This window comes from Aliirhizobium wenxiniae (assembly GCF_014201355.1).
Taxonomy (GTDB): domain Bacteria; phylum Pseudomonadota; class Alphaproteobacteria; order Rhizobiales; family Rhizobiaceae; genus Neorhizobium; species Neorhizobium wenxiniae.
In genome coordinates this window covers 37,731-59,896 of the sequence record NZ_JACHEG010000008.1, presented here as the reverse complement: position 1 = coordinate 59,896, position 22,166 = coordinate 37,731, and the positions used below count along the sequence as shown (strand labels likewise).

Here is a 22,166-nt window from a genome sequence, read left to right as displayed (position 1 = left end):
ATATTCGGAGCTCGCTAACATGCAGCCAAGTAAGGAGTTCCATGCCCTCGAAATCAAGTTTGATTCTGAGCGAACGCACTTCAGAAAAAAGAGAGGCCGCCGTGCGGCGGCCTTTGATCAGTGAGGTCGGAAGAGTATCTAAGCGACTTTCTTGGCGCCCTTGGGATTGGCTGAGGCCTCCCCCAATTGGGTAAGCAGCTCGTCGGTCTGCAATTCTTCCTGCAGATTGGCATCCAGCAGCGGGACTGCGTCCGCGAGGCCCAGCTGATTGGCCCAGCTTTTCAACGTGCCATAGCGCGCGATTTCGTAGTGCTCGACGGCTTGCGCCGATGCGATCAATCCTGCGTCAAGGGCGGACGATCCTTTGAATTCTTCCATGATTTCCTCGCCTTCAGCAAGAATGCCCTGGATCGCCTCGCAGGTTTTGCCACGCGCCGGCTTGCCGATCAGCTCAAACACCTGTTGGAGGCGTTCGATTTGACCTTCTGTCTGGTCTTTGTGGGTCAGAAAAGCTTGCTTGCCCTCAGTGGATTGGGCGGCACGTGCCATCTTGGGCAATGCCTTCAAGATCTGCTTCTCGGCAAAATATATATCCTTGAGCGTATCAAGGAACAGATCGTCCAAAGTCTTCTCTGCCATCATAGGCTCCATTGTTGCTGGGGTTGAAATTGCGGCCATCGAACACGTAGCCGCGTAATAAGTTCCACCTCTTTGAGCGCGATTATTTGTTATCGGTCAAACCGTGAACCTTGATCGCATGTGTCCTCAACGTCCCAAGCGTTGCGGTCGCAAAGTTTTTAATAGGACCGTCAGGGCCATCCTTGACATACGAGGTAAACATGGCGACAGCCTCCTCGTGGGCCGCGACCTGGGTTGCCAGATACGCTTGGTCGAAATCCACATCTGACGCCGCTTCGAGGGCGGCGAGCTTGTCGGTGTTTTCCTGTGTCAGGCCCGTTGGGAGCTCGATTTTCTCGGCCTCGACAGCCGATTTCAAATCCGTTGAAGACTTGGTGTGATCCATCACCATGTCGCGGGCAAACTGTTTGGCGGCATCATCCTTGCCACGCGCAATAGCGACTTTGCCCGCTTCGATTTCGAACATGTCGGACTGCGCAGCCTTTTGAGCGAACGCTGTGCTCGCAGCGTCCTGAGCATAGGCCGGAATTATGCTAATGGTTGTGAAGGAGTAGGTGATGGCGAAAGCAGCTATCATTGGTATACGGGGGTAATGCATCGTTCAATCCTTATCAGCAGTGACAGTCGGAACCTGGCACGATGGTTAGTTGAAGTCGGGAGACATTGTGTCTCCGCGGTACTCCGCGAGGTTGCTCACAAACCCAATCTCCTTCAGAGCGGCGACGATCTCTCATGACGACTTGGACTGCCATCTCGCGCCCGAGGCGACCCACTGCTCCTCCACCCCAACGCCGAGACGACGAACAGTCCTTGCGGCGGATACGGCAGGTTCCTTATCTGCTAGAATGGGACCTGCCCGAGTTCTAGCCGGTACAGCCCCTTGCGAGGGGCATATGGCGCACCTTAGTTCTGGAACCTTTGTCCCACCTTTACATAGTTAATACAGATCGAGATTTCTGATCAGTCGAGCGTCACGATCGGTCGCGCCAGAAATTGAGGGAGAGCATTCGTTGTCGAACGCGTTTGTCAGGAAATTGGACCGATTTGAGCAGCTAACCCCAGATGATAGGGCGTGGCTTCTTGAGATTTCCGTTAGAGCGAAGCAGGTCAGTGCAGATTGCGACCTCATTCGTGAAGGCGACAACCCTGAAAATGTGTTGGTAATCATCGACGGATTTGCAATGCGGTACAAGCTGACTTCCAACGGTCGGAGACAGATATTTGCCTATCTCATACCTGGCGATTTTTGTGATCTACATGTTGCTTTACTGAAGAAGATGGACCACAGCATAGGCACCCTCAGCCCTTGCCGCGTCGCTCACTTCACGCCCGCAATGATCGTTGAACTGACGGAGCGCAGTCCTTCTCTGACGCGCGCCCTGTGGATGTGTTCGCTTGTCGATGGGGCTACGCTTCGAGAATGGCTGGTAAATCTCGGCCAGAGATCAGCTCCCCATAGGATCTCTCATTTATTCTGTGAGCTTCACGAGAGAATGCTGGCCGTCGGTCTAACTGACGATGGTTCGTTTGAATTGCCGCTCACGCAATCGGAATTGAGCGACACCATGGGCCTTTCAATTGTGCATGTTAACAGAAGCTTGAAAGAGCTGAGAGAAGCAGGACTTGTCACACTTCGAAATGAGAGGATCATCATTCCGGACGTCGCGGTTCTCAAGGACTACGCCGAGTTCGATGCAAGCTACCTTCATCTGAAATGGCCACTACAAGGTGCCAGGAACTCCTCTTAGCCTATCCGACAACCTAAAGACCGTGGCGGTCTATTGAGAAGTTCACGCCAAAAACGATCGTTGCGTCGAGATCAGTTACGACCATCTGCCAAGCTTGACCTTTCCAGCTGTGCTGGCCGTCACTCAGCATTTGCCCAGCGGCTCGAATCGCTTCAGTGCGCATCTGGTCCAAGTTCGTAAGTTCAAGGCCGATTTCATCAATGACCGCTTTGCCGTTAAGAATGTGAAAAAAGTATCGCGGCATATGGCTAGGCTCCCGTGCTATGGCGGGAGCGCATTGTCTCTCTGTCACGAGCTGGCCAACAAGGTGCGGGTGATGCGATGATTAGATATGCGAACCCCGGCGGACACCAGCACATATGATAGGTCGGGCAGAATACGGGGCTAGAATCATGTGGCGCCACCCGTTTGCTGCGCGAGCACTAGTCGAGCCCGGTTCACCCGGCTTTTTATAGTGCCGACCGGGCATCCACATCTCTTAGCCGCAGCCTCGTAGCTGTCGCCGTCGACAAGAACCGCATTAAATGCCCCTCGGTGCTCGGGAGAAAGGTTTGCGACAGCCCTGTTGAATTCCTGCATCCGGATTGCCCATTCCTGCGCGGGAGGAACAGATGATTGTACCGAGACACAATCTTCACGACCGGGCGCTTCTCTCACGCCTCGTTGGTAGCGAGTGCAGAACGAGTTGCGAAGGATCGTAAACAGCCACGATCTGAGGCGGGTGCCCGGCTGGAACTTGTCGAGATTGGCGAGGCCGCGCAGGAGCGTTTCCTGGACGAGATCATCGACGTCGTTGGGATTGTTTGAGAAGCGTTTCGCAAAATTCCGGATTTCAGGAATGAGCCTGATCATGTCGGCGCGTATAACATCGTCTGTATTACGATCCATTGGAACCACCTCCACGTGTTGCGCCGTCCTTGACAGGAAGGGACCCGGGCTGTGCTAGACCGGATGCCTTTGGTGTGCTTGTGCGATGAGCCTCCCGGCCCTCATCGCGGCGTTTGCCTACAAGGCTGCACGTCAGTTCGCTGAGGCGATCAGGGTCTACCAGGCCTCGGCCGTAGAAATGCAACACCGCCCTTGCAAGAAATACAGGGTCGACATCCGCGCAAATCGGACGAGTCACGGCCACTCGATACGCGGCCGCCATTGCCCGGATATCCGAGGGGTAAAAGACCGTTGGAAATAATTCGGGATTTGCCTGCACTGATCGCTCCTCCTGTTCGGCTTTGCGGTCGGTACAACTCAGCGTATATTCTCCTATTGGCCGCTCAATTACATATGTTAATGCTTTGTCACTTTATGCTGAGCGAGAAGCGCAGCCATAATCGCCGCGATCGCCTCGCGCTCGCGTGACATGCAGAAGCCGCTAGTTTGTGCCTTCCCTGTCTGCGATCCCGCAAAGATGGCCGGGATTCCCAGCCCATCCAATTGATCGGTAAGGAGGATGAGCGCGTCAATGTCCAGGTCTAGGTCGATTATCGCGCCCACGACTAAGGCAACTGCTACAGGAGAGATCTGACTAATAGACAGAACGGGACCAATCAGTTCGACTCCTGCTTCCCGCCACGCATAGACCGTTTCGCGGTCAACGAACGTGTTCGGGCCAATTGTCAGGATGAGCAATTTTTCCACAAATTCCGCTTTCTTCGTTTCGAATGCGATGGTCTCGCGGATTTGCAGTTTCGCGGTAAACTCAGAGTCCGTCCGAGAGTTCATTATGACCGTGCGATGCGTCTGGTCAGCGTCATGATGGATGCAGCATAGAGGAAGGCTTCGGCGGACTTTATCGTCGCCTCCGGGTCTTTCCACAGTCGCCGATTTCGACTGATCCAGGCGAAGAAGCGTTCTACGACCCAGCGCTTGGGATGAACGGCAAAGCCGACCTGATCCTTGGGCTTGCGGACGATCTCGACATCGACAAGCGTCGCATTCTGCGGCCTGTCGCCTGAATATCCCATGTCGGCGAACGCCTTCTCCACGAAGGGAAAGGACCTGCGGGATACCCGCAGAACAGGAATCGCTCCGTCGCGGTCCTGAATGTCGGCAGGATGAGGATCGAGAATAAGTGCACGGCCATCCATGTCCACCATTGCTTGCCGTTTGCGGCCCTTGATCTTCTTGCCTGCATCATAGCCGCGCGGGCCACCGCTCTCGGTGGTCTTGACGCTCTGGCTGTCCAGAACAGCGGCGCTCGGCGAGGCCTGCCGTCCGATCCGCTCGCGATCCATTGTGACGAGGCGACGGTTGATCCGCGTGAACAGCCCAGTATCGCGCCATCGGAAGAAATAACCAAACACGGTGCTCTTGGGCGGCAGGTCTTTCGGGATAAGCCGCCAGGGGATGCCGCCGCGCAAAACATAGAAGATGGCATTGACGATCTCACGCACAGGCCAAACTGGCTTGCGACCTCTGCGCGCGGGCGGAGGAAACAGCGGCGAGAGCACCTCCCATTCGCTGTCCGTCAGATCGGTTTCATATCGGGGTTGTTTGCGACTATACTGCCGCCGGGTGGTCGGGTTCCACATGGCTCTTCCATTCTGGCTTTAAACACCATCTTGGAATCATCATCGACCCGATCACTCAACTCAATTCTCGGACAGCCTCTCAGGCGTTGCGGTTATTTTCTTGGTTACCGAGGAGTCGGTGGTCTGACCCGTCTGTCCAAGCCGAGGATTCTGAACAAGAGATCTCAGGAAGAGTTCCTGCATTATTTCTTTAAGTCCTTTCTTTTCCGACCGGAGACGAGACTTGTCGGCCATTCGGAGAGCTGTCCAGGATAAACGGACGTTCGCGATGCTATTTTGCCGCCAGGCCCATATGCATGGGATGCCAACGCACGCTTTTTTGGTGCAATTTGACGAGATGCAGGCGCGCGTTCGCCGATCGTCAATGGTTGCCCACCCTTCCTTTTTCTTTTTGGCGCTAGGGAACTCGATCCACGTCGCCTTGTTCGTTGGCTTCATCCAACCAAGAAGGAACAGCACATGTTCATGAGAGTAGACCAGCTGCAGGCCAACCTGCCAGCTCCAGCACGCGCGGACCCAAATGCCGCCGCCGCTCTACAGGAGCTTCTCGGCGGTAAGTACGGAGAAATGTCCACGCTCGGAAACTACATGTTCCAAAGCTTCAATTTCCGCAGCAAGGAAAAGCTCAAGCCGTTTTATAGCCTCGTCGCCAGCATTACGGCGGAGGAGCTTGGCCACGTCGAGCTCGTTAGCAATGGCGTTGCCATGCTCAATAATGGTCCGGACATTCCGGGCGGTGACGAAGGCGATGGAGGCGATATCTCTGGCGCTCCGTGGGAAGGGATGAAAGATATTCGCCTCGCTGCGGCATTCCTGTCTGGTGGCGGCGGTGCGATGCCCGTCAATAGCAACGGCGTTTCATGGAATAACGATTTCATCACAACCACGGGCAACGTGGTGGTCGACCTCCTGCACAACTTTCACCTCGAATGCGGCGCGCGCCTTCACAAGCTGCGGGTCTACGAGACACTCTCTGATCCGACCGGTCGTGAAGTCTGCGGCTATCTTCTTGTGCGTGGGTCCGTCCACGCACACGCATACGCACTGGCGCTTGAAAAGATCACCGGCGTCGACGTGAAGAAATTCCTCCCGACACCGAACATTCCGCTCGATAAGATTCCCGAGTGCCAGAAATATTTGGATGAGGGCTCTCACCGCCGTCTTTATACGTTCAGCCCAGGCGATTACAGGGAGATGTCGGGAATCTGGGGTAATGGCGAAGTAGCTTTGCCTACGGATCCACCAGGTGAGCTCGAGGTCGTCGATGGCATGCCTGAAGGCGGAAAAATCCAGCAGCTTATCGGGGTTCCATCGGCGTTTACGCCTGACTATGCCCCGGAAGAAATGTTCGAGATTGCTGAGAAACTTTACAAAGCATCACGCTAAAGACCGGGGGGCTTAGCCCCCCGTTTGCCAAGCCATTTTGATTGCCAGACCTCCGAGCCCTTGGCAGGTCCCGAAGTACGACACCGACTCGATATCTTGTGATGTCACGACCGTCGCTAATTGGTCGCATGACAAACTGCAGGAAGCCGACCAAGTTCGCCGAGAACAATAATTGTATTCAGTCAAAAAATAGAAGCGCGGTGCGCTCGCTGTATGTGCTGAGTGATCCCGTTCTCGTGTTTAGGAGACACTTCAACGTCAACCACCGCCAGGCGAAACGCTATCGTCTTCAACGTCCGGCAACGAACCAGTTCCCGGCGTTTTGCTTTTGTCCATCAAATGCTGCTTGGCATGAGGACCTGCGGCGGGGTTATGCGAGGCAATCGGTACCTCTTTTCCCGTCTCCTCAATGGCTTCCTGCGCAATTTTGTCTTTACTCATGATTGCTCCTGTCAAAAGGTTAAGCGATACCTGAAGTCATCAGAACTGAGCCCGAGCATCGGTCGCTGATGTGAACAACACCGAATGGTTTGCTGTTATCGTTGGGCTATACCCGACGTCGGGCGCTGTCAGAAAAGCAATGGGACCTAAGTCAGCTGCAATGCTCACCCTCCGTAAGGAGCGTTCTCCACTGCGCGGCGGTCCTCGGCACGGTTCATCGTGTTGACCCTGTTCATAATGTAAGCGGTGACATTGCCCCCACAATGATCCGCAAGGTCTCGAGCAGTGTAGCCGTCTGTCTGGGCCTTACTAACTAAGATGCGAGCCTGCTCCTCGAAATCAACAAACTCGCTGGAGAATCCTGGAGTGGTGGCCATTTCATCATACTTATCGTCTAGCCACTCGTTCACTGACATCATGTTGCTAATCCTTTCGTTTTGAAGGGCGAATATGTGGTCGTTAACCGTTTTGTCTGCCAACGGCAGCTAACGCGTCACGTTCCATGTCGGGACTCGCATCGGCATCTACTGCTGAAGACCGCCGGCCTGAGGGCGTACCTGACCAACATGCAGCCGGCATAATCGATCTGTACTAAACAGCTGGATTGGAAGACATGCCGTCCTCCTCGCCTAGAGCAAGGTTCTGCGTCCTTGGCTACAGCGACATGGAAACAACCAGTTCGTGTAGCCCTAGGTCGTGCTAATTTATCCGATTGCAAGGCTTCACCCTTTATAGAGGGTTGGCAGTCGTGACGGATATCGCAATTTATCGGGTACTTTGATCGATGAGAGGCTGCCACAGTCGAGCGATGCCTCTCGTAGCGGTCGTCGATCTGCATTTTTTCGTTCGGATGTTATAGCGCGGGGAAAAGCCCCACTAGCTACCTGCTAAAACTAAAGGTTGACTTTGATGTTTGACGTCTCTATTTATGGTTATCGATATTTTGCTTGCTGAGCTTTGGTTACCGCGCGATTGGCACCGCGTCTTGAGCGAACCCTCCTTTCAAAAACATCGTTGTCACCATCCGCGTCGCACCTGTTGCGCGGTCAATCGATCATGCTGTGAAAGGCTATATCATCATGACCACAGGCACAGTAAAATGGTTCAACTCCACCAAGGGCTTTGGCTTCATTCAGCCTGACAACGGCGGCGCTGACGCTTTCGTCCATATCTCGGCCGTCGAACGCGCCGGAATGCGCGAAATCGTTGAAGGTCAGAAGCTTGGCTACGAACTCGAGCGCGACGTGAAGTCGGGCAAAATGTCGGCCTGCAACCTTCAGGCCGCCTAATCATAACTGGGCTCGTCCGTGACCACGGATGTACTGGCACTGACGAGACCGAGTTATCTACGAGGCCGGGCGAATAGCCTGGCCTTTTTTGTTGCTCACACTCAGTGCGTACTCTCTAGGATTCTGTCCATGGCACAGACCAATTTGAAATCCAGGGCATCAGGCAGAAATCGCCTTCAGCCACACTTAATCGCGGTTTTTCGCACGTAACTAAGCAATCGAGAAATTGGACTCCATTGTCCAGGATCGCGAGGCAAAATACCGTGCGGCTGCGGGAAGCAGGCCTGGCGAAGGAAGCATACGAAATTGCAATTGTTCCCGATGGTTTGGCAGCGAAGCGCGGCCGTCAGAACGGAGTTACAAGGTTTAGGCATTGCTCAATCACGACGAAAACGCAGAGTGGAATTCAAGTCAACTCCAGCGCGCCATAAAGGCTGCGGGGGTGGCTTTGTGGACATGGAATGTCGATACCGACGCGTTCGTGATGGATCGACGCGGGTACGAACTTTGGGACGTCAGGATTGATGGCACCCTGTCCTTTGAGGATCTGTCGGACAAAATACACCCGGCTGACCGTGACCGGGTAAGAGCGGCATTCATCGCAACACGTGCGGTCGTTGGACTTTATGAGATCGATTTTCGGATACTATGTGGCCTCGATATCCGCTGGGTATCGGCGCGCGGACAAGGAAACGACGAAGACATCTTGGCCCGATCAATGACCGGGATTTTTCTCGACGTGACATCTCGCAAGCAGGCCGAAGAAGGACACGAGCTTCTTGCAGGTGAAATGAGCCACCGTGTGAAGAACCTGCTCGCCATCGCAACCGGGCTCACACAGATTACCTCGCGGTCCGCGAGCTCGATAACGGATATGACCTTCCAGCTAACCCAGCGCCTGACCGCGCTAGGGCGCGCCCATGACCTTGTCCGCCCATTACCTGGCGGTCAGGGGAAGGCGGCGCTGCTTGGAGATCTAATCACGATCCTGCTTGCGCCATACGACGAGACCGCTGCGTTTTCTGGGCGCATCAGAGTGGCGGTTCCGCGCATGGGCGTCGGTGAAGGCGCGGCAACAGGGCTGGCGTTGGTCATTCACGAGCTCGCGACCAATTCGCTGAAGTACGGTGCATTATCGTCAGCGACTGGGACGCTGGATCTCTCGGGCAAAAATGCCGGCGAGGACGTGGTTTTGACATGGACAGAGCAGGGCGGTCCGGAGGTCGTCGCTCCTGATGGGGACGGCGGTTATGGCAGCCGACTGCTCAAGCGAACGATGTCCGCTCATCTAGGTGGGACGATAGCATACAACTGGACACTGAGCGGAGCTCAGGTTACGCTGACCATCGATGGGAACCGTCTCTCCGTCTGACTGACGATCTAATCGTCATTCATCCGTCTTGCATCGGCGTCTGCCGAGAACGGGAGCTCGATTTCCGTTGGTGGGATGCGGCCAGAAGCGCCGATGATGCCAGCCTCCAAAAATCGAGCGGCAACCTCATGGGCAAGATCTACCGCGGTCGCCATAACCCGCATCTGGACGTTAGTGAACAGGAAGTGGATGGCTTGCTCGCTGAATATCTAAAGCTTCGTCCGCCGTCCTGGCCTACATGACTTCGAAGCCGGCGTCTTTCAGAGCATTGATCACCTTCGCGCCGCTGAGCGAATTCAGCGCGTTAGCGCTCCTCAAATAACCGGGTCGAAGGTCCTGATCCCTTCAAGACCTTCGGGACCGGCTCTTCCGGTTCGTTATCGCCCTGGCGCGGCTCATCGAGTGCATCGCTCATTGCTAGATAAGTGTTGCCCATCTCTCATCGCTTCACCGCGACGCATTTCACCTCGGCAAGCAAACCAGGATGTGCGAGCTCGGAAACGCCTATGCGTGTCCATGCGTATGTTCCTTTTGGAAACACTTCGTTCTTCGCCGTCCGGAAGACATCCATGTGCTTCGACATCTCCACATGATAGCTGGTCATCTCGACGATGTCGTCGAAGGTGCAGTTCGCCGCTTCAAGGACGATGCGGAGGTTCTCCCACATGGCCGTGAACTGTTCGTGCGGATCCTGGATCACCTGCAAGTCCTTCGTGCGGCCAACTTGCCCAACGACGTAGATTGTGTCGCCGACCTTAACTGCCGGGGCATATCCAGCGCGGACAACAATTTCGCGCATTTCCTCCGGAATAATGACTTCGCGATCCATAATACTGCACCTTTTCCTGAAAGAGAGGCGGCCCAATTCGAGAAGGGCGTCGCCACGACATCACGGCCATTTACGTAGCGTCAGGAAATATCACTTGCAATAGGAACTGAATGGTTCCATATTACCGTTATGGCAAAAAGCACTCAGACATCTCCATCGGCCGGCCGTCCTCGTGAATTCGAACTTGACGATGCAGTTCGCAAGGCGATGGGTGTCTTCTGGGATCGTGGGTATCACGACGCGTCTTTGCCCGACCTTCTCGAAGGCATGGAGCTATCGAGAGGCAGTTTTTACAAAGCTTTCGTGGACAAGCGGGGAGTCTATCTCCGTGCGCTTGATGTCTACATCGACGATGCCATTCGCAAGCTCGGCGAAATCTTGCATTCCAACCCGTCGCCCAAAGCCGCGATCAAAAAAGCCTTCTCGCGGCAGGTGGAAGAGTCCTCTGGCAAGGAGGGGCTGCGTGGATGTTTTGTCGTGTTGTCGGCTGTCGAAATGCTTCCAGCGGACGAAGAGGTTTCCGCTCGAATTTCGCGCCTGTTTCGGCGACTGCAGGACCTATACGCGGCAGCAATAATACGAGCCCAAGCGTTGGGTGAGATTGATCCTGATCTGGATGAGCGAACGCTGGCAAGGTTTCTCGTGTGTCAGATCCAGGGCATGAGGGTCCTAGGGAAGGCAGGAGCCGCTCGCGACGCCACCAAGGCAATGGTCGACTTCGCGCTAAAACCGCTCGGCTGACTTTAATTAGGAACCAATAGGTTCCAAATAAGCGCTTTTTGAAACCCGCTTGAGCGGTTTCACTTCTCGAGATGGAGAGAGATTTGACACATTCCCATCAGGCCAAGGGTAGTCTTGATCCGCGCAGATGGACGGCGTTGGCCATCTTGCTAACGGGCGCTTTTCTGCCGCCTTTGGATTTTTTCATCGTCAACGTGGCGCTGCCTTCGATCCGGGAGGACTTTCATGCCTCCGCCTCGACCATGCAGCTGATTATTTCAGGCTACGCCACCACCTACGCGGTCATGCTGATCACAGGCGGCAGGCTTGGAGATCTCTATGGTCGACGAAACGTGTTTCTGGCTGGGATGGTCGCGTTTGCCGCTGCCTCTGCCTTATGCGGCTTTGCCTGGTCCCCCGCGGTCCTGATTGCGGGTCGTATCCTCCAAGGGTTCGCAGCAGCGATCATGGCGCCGCAAGCTTTGGCGTCCATCAATGCAATTTTTCCCGAGCACGAAAAGTCGAAGGCACTCAGCTTTTATGCCTTAACATTTGGCGTGGCATCGATGGCAGGCCTGTTTCTCGGTGGGACGCTGATTGCACTGAATGTCTTCAGTCTCGGATGGAGATCCATATTCCTCATCAACCTGCCCGTGATCGCGATAGCCGCGCCGGCCGCGCTTGTATTGTTGCGTGAGACCCGGTCGGAGAACGCGAGGAAACTGGATCTGGGTGGAGCAACGCTGATCGCGCTTGCGCTGTTTGCGTTGATCTCGCCGCTGATCGAGGGCCGGGAGCACGGCTGGCCGAACTGGTCTATCCTGATGCTTTCGGCTTCCGTGCCGCTTCTTCTCCTGTTTTGGCGCTATGAGCAGAAGGTGGGGGCCGCCGGGGGAGATCCGATCGTCGAACCTAGACTGCTCCAGGTTCCGGGATTGAAGCGCGGTCTACTCTCAGCACTGTTCTTCTATGCGTTTGCCGCTTTCTGGCTGACATTCTCTGTCTACCAACAGGGCGGCCTTGGGCGCACGCCCTTCGAGGCCGGGGTTGCAATCCTGCCTGCGGCGGTCGGTTTCGTCCTGGGACCATTCGCGAGCGGGAGCATCCTTCGCCTTTTCGGCAGATATTCTGCCGCCGCGGGCATGACCCTGGAAGCGGCCGGGTTGTTCGCGACCGCTGCCCTGATCTCATTCGGGGCACCAGAGTACCTGTTCGTTGCCCTGTTCTTCATTGGCGCCGGGCAGGGAATTGCGCTCCCAAATCTCGTGAAGACTGTCGTTGCGCGGGTTGATCCGGCCAAATCCGGTCTGGCCTCCGGCCTGGTCAATTCGATGCTCCAGATAGGGGGCGCATTGGCAACAGCGCTGATCGGCGGATTGTTCTTCTCAATCCTGGGCTCATCATCCGATGTGGGATCCATCGGTCATGCCTATAGCGTCGCGGCCGTCGCGATTGGTCTTTGTCTTCTCGTTGCAGGTTGGCTTTCTGCCGACCTTCCGTTCAACAACGGCGTCCACCGATGAGTGCAAACGTTGTGAGTCCTGGACATCGGCTCGTCCGTTGACGGTGTGACATTTCCCTCTCGTCGGCCCACCCTCAGACTATCCATTTCACTGCTGATCGAATTGCAACATTTTGAGGTAACCTCATGAGCAAAGTTCAAACTCCTCCGCTTGCTGGTAAGCGAGCGCTTGTCACCGGTGCGGCGCGCGGCATTGGTGCGGCCATTGCTCTGAAACTGGCCGAAGATGGCGCCGACGTCGCAATCACCTATGATAAGTCGGCAGAAAAGGCAGAAGCCCTCGTCACCGAGATTCGAGGGATGGGCCGCAATGCCATTGCCATTCAAGCTGATGCCGCGAACCTAGAGGCCGCAAAAGCTTCGGTTGAGCGGACTGCGGCTGACCTCGGCGGCCTCGACATTCTGGTCAACAATGCCGGCGTCTTGTTCGCAGGTGATTTTTCCACACAGCCACTGGAGGAAATCGACCTGCAGCTGAACGTCAATGTGCGCGGCGTGTTTTTAATTACGCAGGCGGCGCTAAAGCATATCCCGAACGGCGGCCGCATCATCAGTACCGGCAGCAATGCGGGTCTGGCTGTTCCGTTCGCGGGGATTGCTGTCTATGCGGCAACGAAATCCGCTCTGGAAAGCTTTACCCGTGGTCTCGCGCGCGAACTGGGCCCGCGGGACATTACCGTCAATCTGGTCCGACCAGGCCCAATTGATACCGACATGAACCCCGCCGATGGCGCTCTCGCACCGGCGATCCTGCCAAGTCTGTCAATTGCCCGCTATGGTCAGACCCGCGAGGTCGCAGAGGCCGTAGCCTTCCTTGCCGGACCGGGCGCAGCATACATTACCGGGTCGGGCATTCTCGTGGATGGCGGCATAAGTGCTTGAGCGGGACAATCCGCCGTCTGAAAGGACCCCAAAACATACAAAGTCGCCGCAGAATTGGAGATAGTCATGGAATACACGCGCCTTGGAAACACTGGCCTTGAGGTTTCCCGGCTCTGCCTTGGGTGCATGAGCTATGGCGAGCCCGATCGGGGAAGTCATCCATGGACACTAACGGAAGATCAAAGTCGACCATTCATCCGCCAAGCGATCGAAATGGGTATCAACTTTTTCGATACCGCCAATGTCTACTCGGATGGGACGAGCGAGGAAATTCTCGGCCGCGCCATCAAGGATCACTCAAAGAGAGATGACGTCGTCATTGCCACCAAGGTCAATGGTCGGATGAAGCCAGGACCAAACGGCGCCGGGCTATCCCGAAAAGCCATTTTTTCGGAAATCGATGCAAGCCTGAAGCGTTTGGGGACCGACTATGTGGATCTCTATCAGATCCATCGGTTTGACCATCACACACCGATCGAGGAGACACTCGAAGCTTTGCACGACGTCGTCAAAGCCGGAAAAGCCTGTTACATCGGAGCGTCGTCCATGTACGCGTGGCAGTTTTCGAAAATGCTCGCGATTTCCGCGGCTAATGGATGGACGCGCTTCGTCTCCATGCAAAACCACGTAAATCTGCTATACCGCGAGGAGGAGAGAGAAATGCTTCCACTCTGCAAAGCCGAGGGTATTGGTGTCATCCCGTGGAGCCCCCTCGCACGTGGCCGTCTGACCCGCGACTGGGATGCACGAAGTGATCGCTCTGAGACCGACGATATTGGAAAAGGCCTCTACACATCGATGACCGAGGATGCCGATAGGCACGTGGTTGAGGCTGTGGCAAAGATCTCGAAGGAGAGAGGGGTTCCCAGAGCGCAGATTGCACTCGCTTGGCTTCTCGCGAAATCCGAAGTGTCGGCGCCTATTATCGGCGCGACCAAATTGCATCACTTGGATGACGCTGTCGCAGCGCTTACCATCAGGTTCAGTGCTGCTGAAATCAGAGATCTTGAAATCAGTTACATTCCTCACCCTGTCGTCGGGTTCTCCTGACGACAGAGCTGGCGACGGCAAACTGAAACATCTGAAGACGGACCTGGAATTTGAAGACGATCGGAATATTGGGCGGAATGTCTGCTGCCTCGACCCAAATTTATTATCGTGAATTGTGCAGGCTTACCCGCGACAGCCTCGGTGGACTTCATTCTCCTGAGCTGCTCATACGCTCTGTCGATTTCGACGAAATTGAACGGTTACAGGCGTCCTCTGAGTGGGGCGCTGCGGCAAACATCCTGAATGAAAAGGCCATCGCTCTGGAGCGGGGAGGTGCCGACATCCTGATCATGGCGACGAATACCATGCACAAGGTCGCCGACCAGATCTTGAGCGGGGTGTCGATCCCGTTCTTGCATATTGCGGATGCAACCGCGACAGCGATCCTTGAGCGCGGATTCCGGAGGCCAGGACTGATGGCCACCGCATTCACGATGGAGCAGAACTTTTATGTCGACCGACTGGTCGCTCAAGGACTTTTGCCGTTAATCCCAGAGGATGACGATCGTGTGGAAACCCATCGCATCATCTATGATGAACTCTGCTGCGATATTATCCGAGAGGAAAGCCGCTTGGCGTATGAACGAATTGCGCAGCGGCTGATCGCCCGGGGGTGCGATTGTCTCATCCTCGGGTGCACCGAGGTGGGCATGCTGCTAAGCCAGGATAATGTGAGCGTCCCCGTCTTCGACACGACCCTTGTTCATTGCAAAGCTGCGCTTCAGGCTGCTTTGCAATGAGAAGCCAGCCATTGCGATCGTGCGCTCCGCTCTCGAGAATGCCGAAGGGGCAGCATCAGATCTGTTCTCCAAGGTGCTGTCGAACCCATTTCACTTCTTCCGAGGCCGTGCGCCCGAAATGCCGCCTAAAGTCGCGACTGAACTGTGCCGGACTGGCATAGCCGACTGAAGCGGCCACCGTTGCGATGGTCCCGCTTTGGCCGGCGAGCATAAGTCTTGCCTGATGGAGGCGCATCGCCTTCACATATTGCATCGGGCTTGAGCCGGTCAGGTTTTTGAAATGAACGTGGTAGGAAGGAACACTCATGCCAGCATCTCGGGCCAAATCCGCGACCGCAATTTCGGAGCCGAAGTTGTCTCGCAGCCACGTCACGCTATCAGTAATTTTCCCGGACGTTCCTTTGCGCTGAAGCGCCGCAATCACCGCTCCGCCTTGCGGACCGACCATGATGCGGTAGTGCAATTCGCGCAGGATCGAAGCGCCGAGCACGGCGACATCGACCGAGCGCCCGAACGCCTTTAGGAGGCGCAGCAAGACGTCTTCGATATCGCTGTCCATTCTGCTCGAGAAGAGGCCTCTCGGCTCGGTCGTTTTGGGATCGGTGTGTTGTTCGAGCTGCAAAGCAATCTCGGCGGCCATCTGCATGTCGAATTGGAGGTACACCGCCAGCAGTGGTCGCTGTGGACTGGCCGTAGACGTCATCCGGAAGGGAACGGGTACCGACACGGCAAGATAGTGGTCCTCATCATAGAGGTAGATTTCCCCATCGAGAATGCCGTGCTTGCTTCCCTGCAATACGAAGACTGCCCCCGGTCGGTAAAGAACCGGAATGTCATTGAGCACCGCTTCTGTCCGCAGAATACGGACGCTCTCGAGGGCGGTGTGATTGTAGCCGAGACGAGGAGCTAGTTGCCCGGCGAAGGCGGAAAGCTGTTCGCGCGTGGATCGATTTTTCTTATCATTCATAGGATTTGGCAATGATCTGAGAGGAACTGCAATCGAACGAGCGTCACTCCTAGAATATCTGTCATATGCAAGATTGATCAAGGAGTTTCAGAGATGTCGAGCAAAACCTTCTTCATCACCGGTGCGAATTCCGGTTTCGGCCTCGCCATTGCCACGGCTGCGGCATACGCGGGCCACACCGTCATCGGGACTGTCCGCTCCGAAGCCTCGCGAGACATGCTGTCCAAAATGCTTCCCGCGCTTCATACCGTTCTTGCTGATGTCACCGAATTCGATCGCATTCCGGAGGTGGTCCAACAGGCGGAAGAGGAACATGGGCCAGTCGATGTTTTGATCAACAATGCAGGATATGGGCACGAGGGCGTGCTTGAGGAATCGCCGATCGAGGAGATGCGTCGCCAATTCGACGTGAACGTATTCGGCGCGGTCGCGGTGGCCAAGGCCTTTCTTCCACGGTTTCGAGAGCGCCGCCGCGGGTTTATCGTGAATGTTACGTCGATGGGCGGCATGATCACGATGCCTGGAATAGCTTATTATTGCGGTAGCAAATTTGCGCTTCAGGGTATCTCCGAGGTCATGCGTTCTGAAATGGCTCCCTTTGGGGTTCATGTGACGACGCTGTGCCCTGGCTCGTTTCGGACAGACTGGGCAGGGCGCTCTATGGTGCGCACAGAGCGTTCGATTACAGACTACGATAGTCTTTTTGATCCGATCCGCGAGGCGCGCCAGGCAGTCAGCGGAAAGCAACTGGGCGATCCGCAAAAATTGGCTACGGCGTTACTGACGCTGATCGCGTCCGAAAATCCTCCACCGCAACTTTTGCTCGGGAGCGATGCTCTCAAGCATGTGACGGCACGGATCGATCGTCTACAGCAGGAGATCGACGCTTGGAGGGCCCTTACAGTTTCCACCGACGGCTAATCTGAAAATTCCGAAAAGATTGCCATTGACGTTCTGCCTACTAGAAGGTAGATGAGATTTATGAGCAATCTTTCGAGCACTTCTGACGAAATCTTGGCCTCCGCCCGCAACCTGATCATGAGCGGAGGCTACAATGGATTTAGCTACGCTGACATCTCGGAAGTCGTTGGAATCCGCAAGGCAAGTATCCACCACCATTTCCCGAGCAAGGTCGATTTGGTGCGTGAGCTGGTCAAGCGTTACCGTGAAGACGGCGAGACGAACGTCGCCACCCTTGAGCAAAATGTGCCAGATGCTTTGGGCATCCTCAGCGTCTATGCAAACCATTGGGCAAAATGTATCGAGGATGCCAGCAGGCCATACTGTGTGTGCGCGCTGCTCGCCAGCGAACTGCCATCCCTTCCGGCGGAAGTCGCAACAGAGGTCACGGCATTCTTTCGCTTCATTTCGTCTTGGCTCACGTCAGTAATGGATCGGGGCTCCCAGCAGGGCACGCTCATTCTTGCAAACGCGCCTGAGATCGAGGCCGAGGCATTTTTGGCGACAGTCTACGGAGCAATGCTCTCAGCAAGAGCCTACGGCAAACCTGAAGTGTTCGCAGTAATACTACAGCCCGCCCTCAGCCGACTAACGCCCTCCATCTCTCATTAATCCGCCGATGGCTACGCCACCGGCGTCATATTGCACCTTTGGAAACTACCAACTAGTAGGAAGAATACGATGAAAAGAATTATCACTGCCTTCGCTTTCGGACTTACGGCCGTCCTGTCGGCGCCTGTTCATGCTGAAGATAAGAAGGCCGCGCCGATCCACGTTCGCGGAAGTATCGTCACCTACGCCGGATCCACGCTAAAGGTGAAGACACGCGAAGGTGAGACCGTCGATGTTGCGCTTGCTGATGACTGGAAGGTGGCGGGCGTAGCAAATGCCAAGGTGACCGACATCAAGCCGGGTGATTTCGTCGGCATTGCGTCCTTGCCGAAGGCTGATGGTGGTGATGGTGCGCTGGAGGTTCTGATTTTCCCTCCGGCAATGAAGGGCACGGGAGAGGGTAGCTATAGCTGGGATCTAAAACCCGAAAGCAGCATGACCAATGCGACTGTTGCAGATGCGGTCAAAGGCGTCGATGGCCGCAACGTCACAGTCAGCTATCACGGCAAGGAAAAGAAAATCGCCATTCCTGATGGCACCCCTGTCGTGACCATTGCTGCGGCCAGCAAGGATGACCTCATTCCAGGCGCCGTGGTCTTTATCACCGCCGAGAAGTCCGAAGCAGGTCCGATCGCTCACCAGGTGGTCGTTGGCAAGGATGGCGTGGTTCCACCGATGTAAACCACGTCGCCACTGGCCGGAGTAGCCGCCCCACTGCTTCGGCCAGGAACTGGATCCTTGCTGCTCTGCAGCCATGAGACGTCATAGACACGAGACACTGAGATGAGCGAATCCGCCTCCAATGACAATGTCCAATATCCCCGGACGATCTTCATCCGCCGCCACTCTGTTGTCACCAGGCTTACCCACTGGCTAAACGTCCTTTGCCTGAGCTTCCTCCTTCTGAGTGGACTCCAGATATTCAATGCCCACCCGGAGCTCTACTGGGGTCACTACGGCGCCAATGGCGACCCTGCTGTCCTGACGATCGGCTCTGACGATGATCGTGGCACGCCTAGCGGCTTCGTGCGTGTCGGAGGGGTTCAGATCCCTACGACCGGCGTTCTGGGCGTTTCTGATGTCGATGGGGAACCATTTGCACGAGCTTTTCCGTCCTGGGCTACCATCCCGTCGTTCCAGGATCTCGCGGCCGGACGTCGCTGGCATTTCTTTTTTGCCTGGTTGTTTGTCATCAACGGCATTCTCTACCTTGGCTTCAGCCTGCTGACTGGGCATTTCCGGCGCGATCTCGCTCCAGCGACGCACGAGCTTTCACCCCGTCATCTTGGTCGTGAAGTCCTTGACCACGCCAGGCTCCGCTTCCCTGAAGGGGATGAGGCCAGGCATTACAATGCACTTCAGAAACTGACCTATCTGGCCGTCATCGTTATTTTGCTGCCTCTTATGGTCCTGACGGGTTTGACCATGTCACCCGGAGTGGATGCTGCGTTTCCGGCCCTTGTTGATCTCTTTGGCGGACGCCAGTCCGCGCGCACCATCCATTTCATCACGGCGTCAGCGCTTGTCATCTTCGTCGTCGTTCATGTGGCAATGGTCGTCCTGTCCGGTACTTGGAACAACATCCGTTCGATGATTACCGGGCGCTATGCAATCCAGCTAAAGGGCCCGAAATCATGAGCACGCTTTTTACGAGACGCCGCTTTCTGGTCGGCGGCACACTGGGCGCTAGCGCCTTGGCTCTTTCCGGTTGTGATGTGCTGGATCAAAACGCAGATGTCGCCAACGTCCTTCGCTCAGCCGAACACTTGACCATGAAGGCACAGAGATTTCTTCAGGGTCGCGATGCCCTCGCGCGGGAGTTTGACGAAAAAGACATATCCCCCTCGTTTCGGGTGAATGGAACGAGCGCTCCTGACAGCGAAGACTATCTTGAACTGGCCGAAGGTAATTTTTCCGCCTGGCGATTGAAGGTAGACGGCCTTGTTGAGCGTCCACGAGAGTTTTCGCTTGCCGATCTGAAGGGGCTACCAGCGCGTACCCAGATCACCCGCCATGACTGTGTCGAGGGTTGGAGCGCCATCGGCAAATGGAAGGGTGTGCCACTTGCGAGCCTGTTACGTCTGACCGGGCTCAAGCCGACCGCGCGCTATGTCGTGCTGCATTGCGCCGATGAACTGGAACAGACGCTCGATGGGAGCGGCCGTTATTACGAGAGCATCGATCTCATCGACGCCGTCCATCCTCAAACCATCCTCGCCTACCAGATGAATGGCGATGACCTCAGTGTCGGCCACGGCGCACCCTTGCGTCTCAGGGTGGAGCGGCAGCTGGGTTACAAGCAAGCAAAATACATCATGCGCGTCGAACTGGTCGACAGCTTCACAGGCCTTTGGGGCGGAAACGGCGGTTACTGGGAAGACCGCGGATACGAATGGTACGCCGGCATTTAATTCGGTCGACCGGTGAACCGAGCGGGACAGTTCATGAGCAGTCGCAAAGTTCAGAAAATCATGCCGATTTCAGCGACAGCGTCTCCACGCCGGGTCGAGATCGATCAAACCAATTCGATCTTTTCCGACCCGGACGGCAGATGGGTCGCGAAGCGGCAGGATGCGATCAATGAAGGTTTCGAGGAACGCATGCGATCAGTGAGCAACCAACAGGGTGGATCGAAGACAGCGTCTTGCGGCGGCACACAGGATGGCTCCTCACACGAGGTATCCGGCAGACTGTCTGGCGAGAGCGAGCGGATCGGCCGACGTGAATGGAACAACAATACGCCATTTGGCGAACATGTCGGTTTCTTCTGAATAATCCGAGCAAGCAATTTCATCATTGAAGAATGTGGAAGATAACAATGTCAGACAACCAAAATGCCTATGCCGCGAGCGGCAACGAACAATGGCTGAAGCAATATTATTTTGCCCGGGCAGCATTCTCGATAGTGTGGGTCGCAGCTGCACTGACAGCCGGCCAGCATTCGTTTCCGGTGGCTGCCACGCTGCTAATCATTTATCCGGCTTGGGACGCTGCCGCCAATGTGGTCGATGCGGCAAGGAGCGGAGGTCTGGCGGTCAACCGGAGCCAGGGGATCAACGTTACAACAAGCGCGGTGATGACGATTGCCGTGATTTTGGCACTGACGATGAGCATGAACTGGGTTCTCCGCGCATTCGGCCTATGGGCGATCTTTTCGGGTCTGCTTCAACTTGGCACCGCTCTCCGGCGCTGGAAAACAAGTGGCGGTCAGTGGGCGATGATCTTGAGCGGTGGCCAGTCAACTGTCGCGGGAGCGCTCTTCCTGCTTCAGGCGCAGATGCCTCAAGAACCGTCGATCTCAACTGTGGCCGGTTACGCTGGTGTCGGGGCATTCTATTTTCTGGTTTCGGCAATATGGCTGAGCGTGACGCTCTCGCGACGGCGCGAGAGTGGATCAGAAGTTTGAACGATCTCCGCCCGTCGTCATCTTCATTTGACTAACGAGCATCGTCCCCTTGCGATCAAGATCCGAAATCAAGTGCCACTATGGCAACGGAGCCCCGCCGTAGCCGCCGTTTTTAATTGAATGCGGCTGCGGCCCCAACCTTTAATTAATTCATCAAGAGCTACAAATGTTGATCGTTTCAAGACACAAAGATTCTCTGGTTGCCGGCAGTGAAGTATGGATGGTCAAGCCGGAACACATTGATGACATCCTGCGAATTTGCATCACGTCTCCCCGCTATTTGCCCGAGGGAAAGCGCTGCGGTGCAGTTATCGCGACCGATGCAGAACTCAGCGCAGGCGCATTGATCAGCACTATACGTAGCTGTGCCGTGGGCCTTGATCTGCCTCCTTTATTGGCCGTGAGCATCGGCTACCCTCTGGACGCAGCTCCCCCATTCGTATTGAGACGAAACAGGGATTTGACGCCGACCGCCTGGCCTGCCTTTGCATCGGCAACTCCTTGTCTGACAGGTCTTAGTGAAACTTTCGCCACAGGTGAAGGCGAGGCATTTCTCGCCTTTATCGATGAAGAGCTTCGGCCTGCGCTCGCCGAACATTTTCCTATTGATCCCGATGACGTCACCTTGACTGGCCAATCTTTTGGCGGCTTGTTTGTGCTCAGTGCCCTGGTTCGACGTCCGAATGCATTTCGACGTTATCTCGCCGTCAGCCCATCCTTGTGGTGGGATGACGGCGCTGTGCTTCGAATGGCAGAGAGAGCCGCGGTTACTTTTCCGGCGCCATCCGCAACTGTTTACATGTGCATTGGCGAACTCGAAAACAAAGCCCGGTTTGGAGCGCAATTCGCTGCTGTCAAAAGCCAGCTACCCAGCGCAATGCAAAAAGCCGATATGATGGGCGACATGTTCGTCATGCAGCGCCTGCTGCAGCCTTGGGTTGGCACTCAGTTTTCAATCGAAGCACATGTTTTTCCCGAAGAAAGCCACGAATCGATCATGGGCGCAGCGCTCAGTCGTGGCTTACGGCGGCTGTATGGTAACCTTTAATAGTGACCCCATCTTGGACTGAAGTAC

Annotated in this window: 27 protein-coding genes; 17 read left to right on the top strand and 10 right to left on the bottom strand. The window is 55.6% G+C overall.

Features of this window, described 5'->3' with window-relative positions:
• Positions 1-138 precede the first annotated feature (138 nt).
• Complete coding sequence (locus HNQ72_RS24540; RefSeq protein ID WP_183996248.1) at positions 139-639, bottom strand: YciE/YciF ferroxidase family protein; 501 nt, start codon at positions 637-639, stop codon at positions 139-141.
• An 82-nt stretch (positions 640-721) separates the two neighbouring features.
• Positions 722-1,237, bottom strand: coding sequence for a DUF4142 domain-containing protein (locus tag HNQ72_RS24535; RefSeq protein ID WP_183996245.1), 516 nt, complete (start codon positions 1,235-1,237; stop codon positions 722-724).
• Between the two features lie 412 nt (positions 1,238-1,649).
• Between HNQ72_RS24535 and HNQ72_RS24530 the strand changes: the two genes are divergently transcribed.
• Positions 1,650-2,387 carry a Crp/Fnr family transcriptional regulator gene (locus HNQ72_RS24530; RefSeq protein WP_183996243.1) on the top strand — a complete coding sequence of 246 codons (738 nt, stop codon included), beginning with the start codon at positions 1,650-1,652 and terminating at the stop codon, positions 2,385-2,387.
• Positions 2,388-2,400: 13 nt separating this feature from the next.
• Here HNQ72_RS24530 and HNQ72_RS24525 read toward each other — a convergent pair whose 3' ends face one another.
• From HNQ72_RS24525 to HNQ72_RS24510, 4 genes are all read right to left on the bottom strand, one after another.
• Positions 2,401-2,631 (bottom strand): DUF6894 family protein, encoded by a 231-nt coding sequence (locus HNQ72_RS24525; RefSeq protein ID WP_093003386.1) that lies wholly within the window; start codon positions 2,629-2,631, stop codon positions 2,401-2,403.
• A 146-nt stretch (positions 2,632-2,777) separates the two neighbouring features.
• On the bottom strand, positions 2,778-3,275 hold the full coding sequence (locus HNQ72_RS24520) for a sigma-70 family RNA polymerase sigma factor (protein WP_183996241.1): 498 nt from the start codon (positions 3,273-3,275) through the stop codon (positions 2,778-2,780).
• Positions 3,276-3,671: 396 nt separating this feature from the next.
• Positions 3,672-4,106: a hypothetical protein gene (locus tag HNQ72_RS24515; RefSeq protein WP_183996239.1), complete on the bottom strand. Its 435-nt coding sequence runs from the start codon at positions 4,104-4,106 to the stop codon at positions 3,672-3,674.
• Positions 4,106-4,915 carry an IS5 family transposase gene (locus tag HNQ72_RS24510; RefSeq protein ID WP_183996237.1) on the bottom strand — a complete coding sequence of 270 codons (810 nt, stop codon included), beginning with the start codon at positions 4,913-4,915 and terminating at the stop codon, positions 4,106-4,108. Before HNQ72_RS24510 ends, HNQ72_RS24515 begins: the two co-directional genes overlap by 1 nt.
• A gap of 459 nt (positions 4,916-5,374) precedes the next feature.
• On the opposite strand from HNQ72_RS24510, the gene HNQ72_RS24505 reads away from it, so the two are divergent.
• Positions 5,375-6,301, top strand: a complete 927-nt coding sequence (locus tag HNQ72_RS24505) for a manganese catalase family protein (RefSeq protein ID WP_183996235.1) — start codon at positions 5,375-5,377, stop codon at positions 6,299-6,301.
• 258 nt (positions 6,302-6,559) lie between these two features.
• Here the strand turns inward: HNQ72_RS24505 and HNQ72_RS24500 are convergent, their stop codons facing one another.
• Together HNQ72_RS24500 and HNQ72_RS24495 are read right to left on the bottom strand one after the other, a co-directional pair.
• Positions 6,560-6,742, bottom strand: coding sequence for a hypothetical protein (locus HNQ72_RS24500; RefSeq protein ID WP_183996233.1), 183 nt, complete (start codon positions 6,740-6,742; stop codon positions 6,560-6,562).
• 164 nt (positions 6,743-6,906) lie between these two features.
• A complete protein-coding gene (locus tag HNQ72_RS24495; RefSeq protein WP_183996231.1) occupies positions 6,907-7,161 on the bottom strand; it encodes a hypothetical protein in 255 nt (84 codons plus the stop codon).
• Between the two features lie 660 nt (positions 7,162-7,821).
• Between HNQ72_RS24495 and HNQ72_RS24490 the strand changes: the two genes are divergently transcribed.
• Both HNQ72_RS24490 and HNQ72_RS24485 read left to right on the top strand, forming a co-directional pair.
• A complete protein-coding gene (locus HNQ72_RS24490; protein ID WP_093002983.1) occupies positions 7,822-8,031 on the top strand; it encodes a cold-shock protein in 210 nt (69 codons plus the stop codon).
• 442 nt (positions 8,032-8,473) lie between these two features.
• Positions 8,474-9,403, top strand: a complete 930-nt coding sequence (locus HNQ72_RS24485; protein ID WP_343061599.1) for a sensor histidine kinase — start codon at positions 8,474-8,476, stop codon at positions 9,401-9,403.
• A 439-nt stretch (positions 9,404-9,842) separates the two neighbouring features.
• On the opposite strand, the gene HNQ72_RS24480 is transcribed toward HNQ72_RS24485, so the two are convergent.
• Positions 9,843-10,232 carry a RidA family protein gene (locus HNQ72_RS24480; protein ID WP_183996223.1) on the bottom strand — a complete coding sequence of 130 codons (390 nt, stop codon included), beginning with the start codon at positions 10,230-10,232 and terminating at the stop codon, positions 9,843-9,845.
• Positions 10,233-10,439: 207 nt separating this feature from the next.
• On the opposite strand from HNQ72_RS24480, the gene HNQ72_RS24475 reads away from it, so the two are divergent.
• The 5 genes from HNQ72_RS24475 to HNQ72_RS24455 all read left to right on the top strand — a co-directional run bounded on the left by HNQ72_RS24475 (position 10,440) and on the right by HNQ72_RS24455 (position 15,146).
• Positions 10,440-10,973 carry a TetR/AcrR family transcriptional regulator gene (locus HNQ72_RS24475; RefSeq protein WP_183996221.1) on the top strand — a complete coding sequence of 178 codons (534 nt, stop codon included), beginning with the start codon at positions 10,440-10,442 and terminating at the stop codon, positions 10,971-10,973.
• An 83-nt stretch (positions 10,974-11,056) separates the two neighbouring features.
• Positions 11,057-12,475 carry an MFS transporter gene (locus tag HNQ72_RS24470; RefSeq protein WP_244654536.1) on the top strand — a complete coding sequence of 473 codons (1,419 nt, stop codon included), beginning with the start codon at positions 11,057-11,059 and terminating at the stop codon, positions 12,473-12,475.
• A 125-nt stretch (positions 12,476-12,600) separates the two neighbouring features.
• Complete coding sequence (locus HNQ72_RS24465) at positions 12,601-13,356, top strand: SDR family oxidoreductase (protein ID WP_183996218.1); 756 nt, start codon at positions 12,601-12,603, stop codon at positions 13,354-13,356.
• Between the two features lie 66 nt (positions 13,357-13,422).
• Positions 13,423-14,406 (top strand): aldo/keto reductase, encoded by a 984-nt coding sequence (locus HNQ72_RS24460; protein ID WP_183996216.1) that lies wholly within the window; start codon positions 13,423-13,425, stop codon positions 14,404-14,406.
• Positions 14,407-14,456: 50 nt separating this feature from the next.
• Positions 14,457-15,146 (top strand): aspartate/glutamate racemase family protein, encoded by a 690-nt coding sequence (locus tag HNQ72_RS24455; protein WP_183996214.1) that lies wholly within the window; start codon positions 14,457-14,459, stop codon positions 15,144-15,146.
• Positions 15,147-15,201: 55 nt separating this feature from the next.
• Here HNQ72_RS24455 and HNQ72_RS24450 read toward each other — a convergent pair whose 3' ends face one another.
• Complete coding sequence (locus HNQ72_RS24450) at positions 15,202-16,113, bottom strand: AraC family transcriptional regulator (protein WP_183996212.1); 912 nt, start codon at positions 16,111-16,113, stop codon at positions 15,202-15,204.
• A 93-nt stretch (positions 16,114-16,206) separates the two neighbouring features.
• Here HNQ72_RS24450 and HNQ72_RS24445 point away from each other — a divergent pair, with 93 nt between their 5' ends.
• The 8 genes from HNQ72_RS24445 to HNQ72_RS24410 all read left to right on the top strand — a co-directional run bounded on the left by HNQ72_RS24445 (position 16,207) and on the right by HNQ72_RS24410 (position 22,139).
• Positions 16,207-17,034, top strand: a complete 828-nt coding sequence (locus HNQ72_RS24445) for an oxidoreductase (RefSeq protein WP_183996210.1) — start codon at positions 16,207-16,209, stop codon at positions 17,032-17,034.
• Between the two features lie 60 nt (positions 17,035-17,094).
• Positions 17,095-17,685, top strand: a complete 591-nt coding sequence (locus tag HNQ72_RS24440; RefSeq protein WP_183996208.1) for a TetR/AcrR family transcriptional regulator — start codon at positions 17,095-17,097, stop codon at positions 17,683-17,685.
• A gap of 69 nt (positions 17,686-17,754) precedes the next feature.
• On the top strand, positions 17,755-18,366 hold the full coding sequence (locus HNQ72_RS24435; RefSeq protein ID WP_183996206.1) for a hypothetical protein: 612 nt from the start codon (positions 17,755-17,757) through the stop codon (positions 18,364-18,366).
• A 102-nt stretch (positions 18,367-18,468) separates the two neighbouring features.
• Positions 18,469-19,323, top strand: a complete 855-nt coding sequence (locus HNQ72_RS24430; RefSeq protein ID WP_183996204.1) for a cytochrome b/b6 domain-containing protein — start codon at positions 18,469-18,471, stop codon at positions 19,321-19,323.
• Complete coding sequence (locus HNQ72_RS24425; RefSeq protein ID WP_183996202.1) at positions 19,320-20,096, top strand: molybdopterin-binding protein; 777 nt, start codon at positions 19,320-19,322, stop codon at positions 20,094-20,096. Before HNQ72_RS24430 ends, HNQ72_RS24425 begins: the two co-directional genes overlap by 4 nt.
• Before the next feature lie 33 nt (positions 20,097-20,129).
• Positions 20,130-20,456 (top strand): hypothetical protein, encoded by a 327-nt coding sequence (locus HNQ72_RS24420; protein ID WP_244654535.1) that lies wholly within the window; start codon positions 20,130-20,132, stop codon positions 20,454-20,456.
• A 47-nt stretch (positions 20,457-20,503) separates the two neighbouring features.
• The gene (locus tag HNQ72_RS24415; protein WP_183996200.1) at positions 20,504-21,091 is read left to right on the top strand and encodes a DUF308 domain-containing protein; all 588 of its coding nucleotides are present in this window, start codon (positions 20,504-20,506) and stop codon (positions 21,089-21,091) included.
• A gap of 166 nt (positions 21,092-21,257) precedes the next feature.
• Positions 21,258-22,139, top strand: a complete 882-nt coding sequence (locus HNQ72_RS24410; RefSeq protein ID WP_183996198.1) for an alpha/beta hydrolase — start codon at positions 21,258-21,260, stop codon at positions 22,137-22,139.
• The last annotated feature ends 27 nt before the right edge of the window (positions 22,140-22,166 follow it).

Coding starts and splice junctions, on each gene's coding strand:
- HNQ72_RS24540 (WP_183996248.1), bottom strand. CDS start 639: ATGGCAGAGAAGACTTTGGACGATCTGTTCCTTGATACGCTCAAGGAT.
- HNQ72_RS24535 (WP_183996245.1), bottom strand. CDS start 1,237: ATGCATTACCCCCGTATACCAATGATAGCTGCTTTCGCCATCACCTAC.
- HNQ72_RS24525 (WP_093003386.1), bottom strand. CDS start 2,631: ATGCCGCGATACTTTTTTCACATTCTTAACGGCAAAGCGGTCATTGAT.
- HNQ72_RS24520 (WP_183996241.1), bottom strand. CDS start 3,275: ATGGATCGTAATACAGACGATGTTATACGCGCCGACATGATCAGGCTC.
- HNQ72_RS24515 (WP_183996239.1), bottom strand. CDS start 4,106: ATGAACTCTCGGACGGACTCTGAGTTTACCGCGAAACTGCAAATCCGC.
- HNQ72_RS24510 (WP_183996237.1), bottom strand. CDS start 4,915: ATGTGGAACCCGACCACCCGGCGGCAGTATAGTCGCAAACAACCCCGA.
- HNQ72_RS24505 (WP_183996235.1), top strand. CDS start 5,375: ATGTTCATGAGAGTAGACCAGCTGCAGGCCAACCTGCCAGCTCCAGCA.
- HNQ72_RS24500 (WP_183996233.1), bottom strand. CDS start 6,742: ATGAGTAAAGACAAAATTGCGCAGGAAGCCATTGAGGAGACGGGAAAA.
- HNQ72_RS24495 (WP_183996231.1), bottom strand. CDS start 7,161: ATGATGTCAGTGAACGAGTGGCTAGACGATAAGTATGATGAAATGGCC.
- HNQ72_RS24490 (WP_093002983.1), top strand. CDS start 7,822: ATGACCACAGGCACAGTAAAATGGTTCAACTCCACCAAGGGCTTTGGC.
- HNQ72_RS24480 (WP_183996223.1), bottom strand. CDS start 10,232: ATGGATCGCGAAGTCATTATTCCGGAGGAAATGCGCGAAATTGTTGTC.
- HNQ72_RS24475 (WP_183996221.1), top strand. CDS start 10,440: ATGGGTGTCTTCTGGGATCGTGGGTATCACGACGCGTCTTTGCCCGAC.
- HNQ72_RS24465 (WP_183996218.1), top strand. CDS start 12,601: ATGAGCAAAGTTCAAACTCCTCCGCTTGCTGGTAAGCGAGCGCTTGTC.
- HNQ72_RS24460 (WP_183996216.1), top strand. CDS start 13,423: ATGGAATACACGCGCCTTGGAAACACTGGCCTTGAGGTTTCCCGGCTC.
- HNQ72_RS24450 (WP_183996212.1), bottom strand. CDS start 16,113: ATGAATGATAAGAAAAATCGATCCACGCGCGAACAGCTTTCCGCCTTC.
- HNQ72_RS24445 (WP_183996210.1), top strand. CDS start 16,207: ATGTCGAGCAAAACCTTCTTCATCACCGGTGCGAATTCCGGTTTCGGC.
- HNQ72_RS24440 (WP_183996208.1), top strand. CDS start 17,095: ATGAGCAATCTTTCGAGCACTTCTGACGAAATCTTGGCCTCCGCCCGC.
- HNQ72_RS24435 (WP_183996206.1), top strand. CDS start 17,755: ATGAAAAGAATTATCACTGCCTTCGCTTTCGGACTTACGGCCGTCCTG.
- HNQ72_RS24430 (WP_183996204.1), top strand. CDS start 18,469: ATGAGCGAATCCGCCTCCAATGACAATGTCCAATATCCCCGGACGATC.
- HNQ72_RS24425 (WP_183996202.1), top strand. CDS start 19,320: ATGAGCACGCTTTTTACGAGACGCCGCTTTCTGGTCGGCGGCACACTG.
- HNQ72_RS24420 (WP_244654535.1), top strand. CDS start 20,130: ATGAGCAGTCGCAAAGTTCAGAAAATCATGCCGATTTCAGCGACAGCG.
- HNQ72_RS24415 (WP_183996200.1), top strand. CDS start 20,504: ATGTCAGACAACCAAAATGCCTATGCCGCGAGCGGCAACGAACAATGG.
- HNQ72_RS24410 (WP_183996198.1), top strand. CDS start 21,258: ATGTTGATCGTTTCAAGACACAAAGATTCTCTGGTTGCCGGCAGTGAA.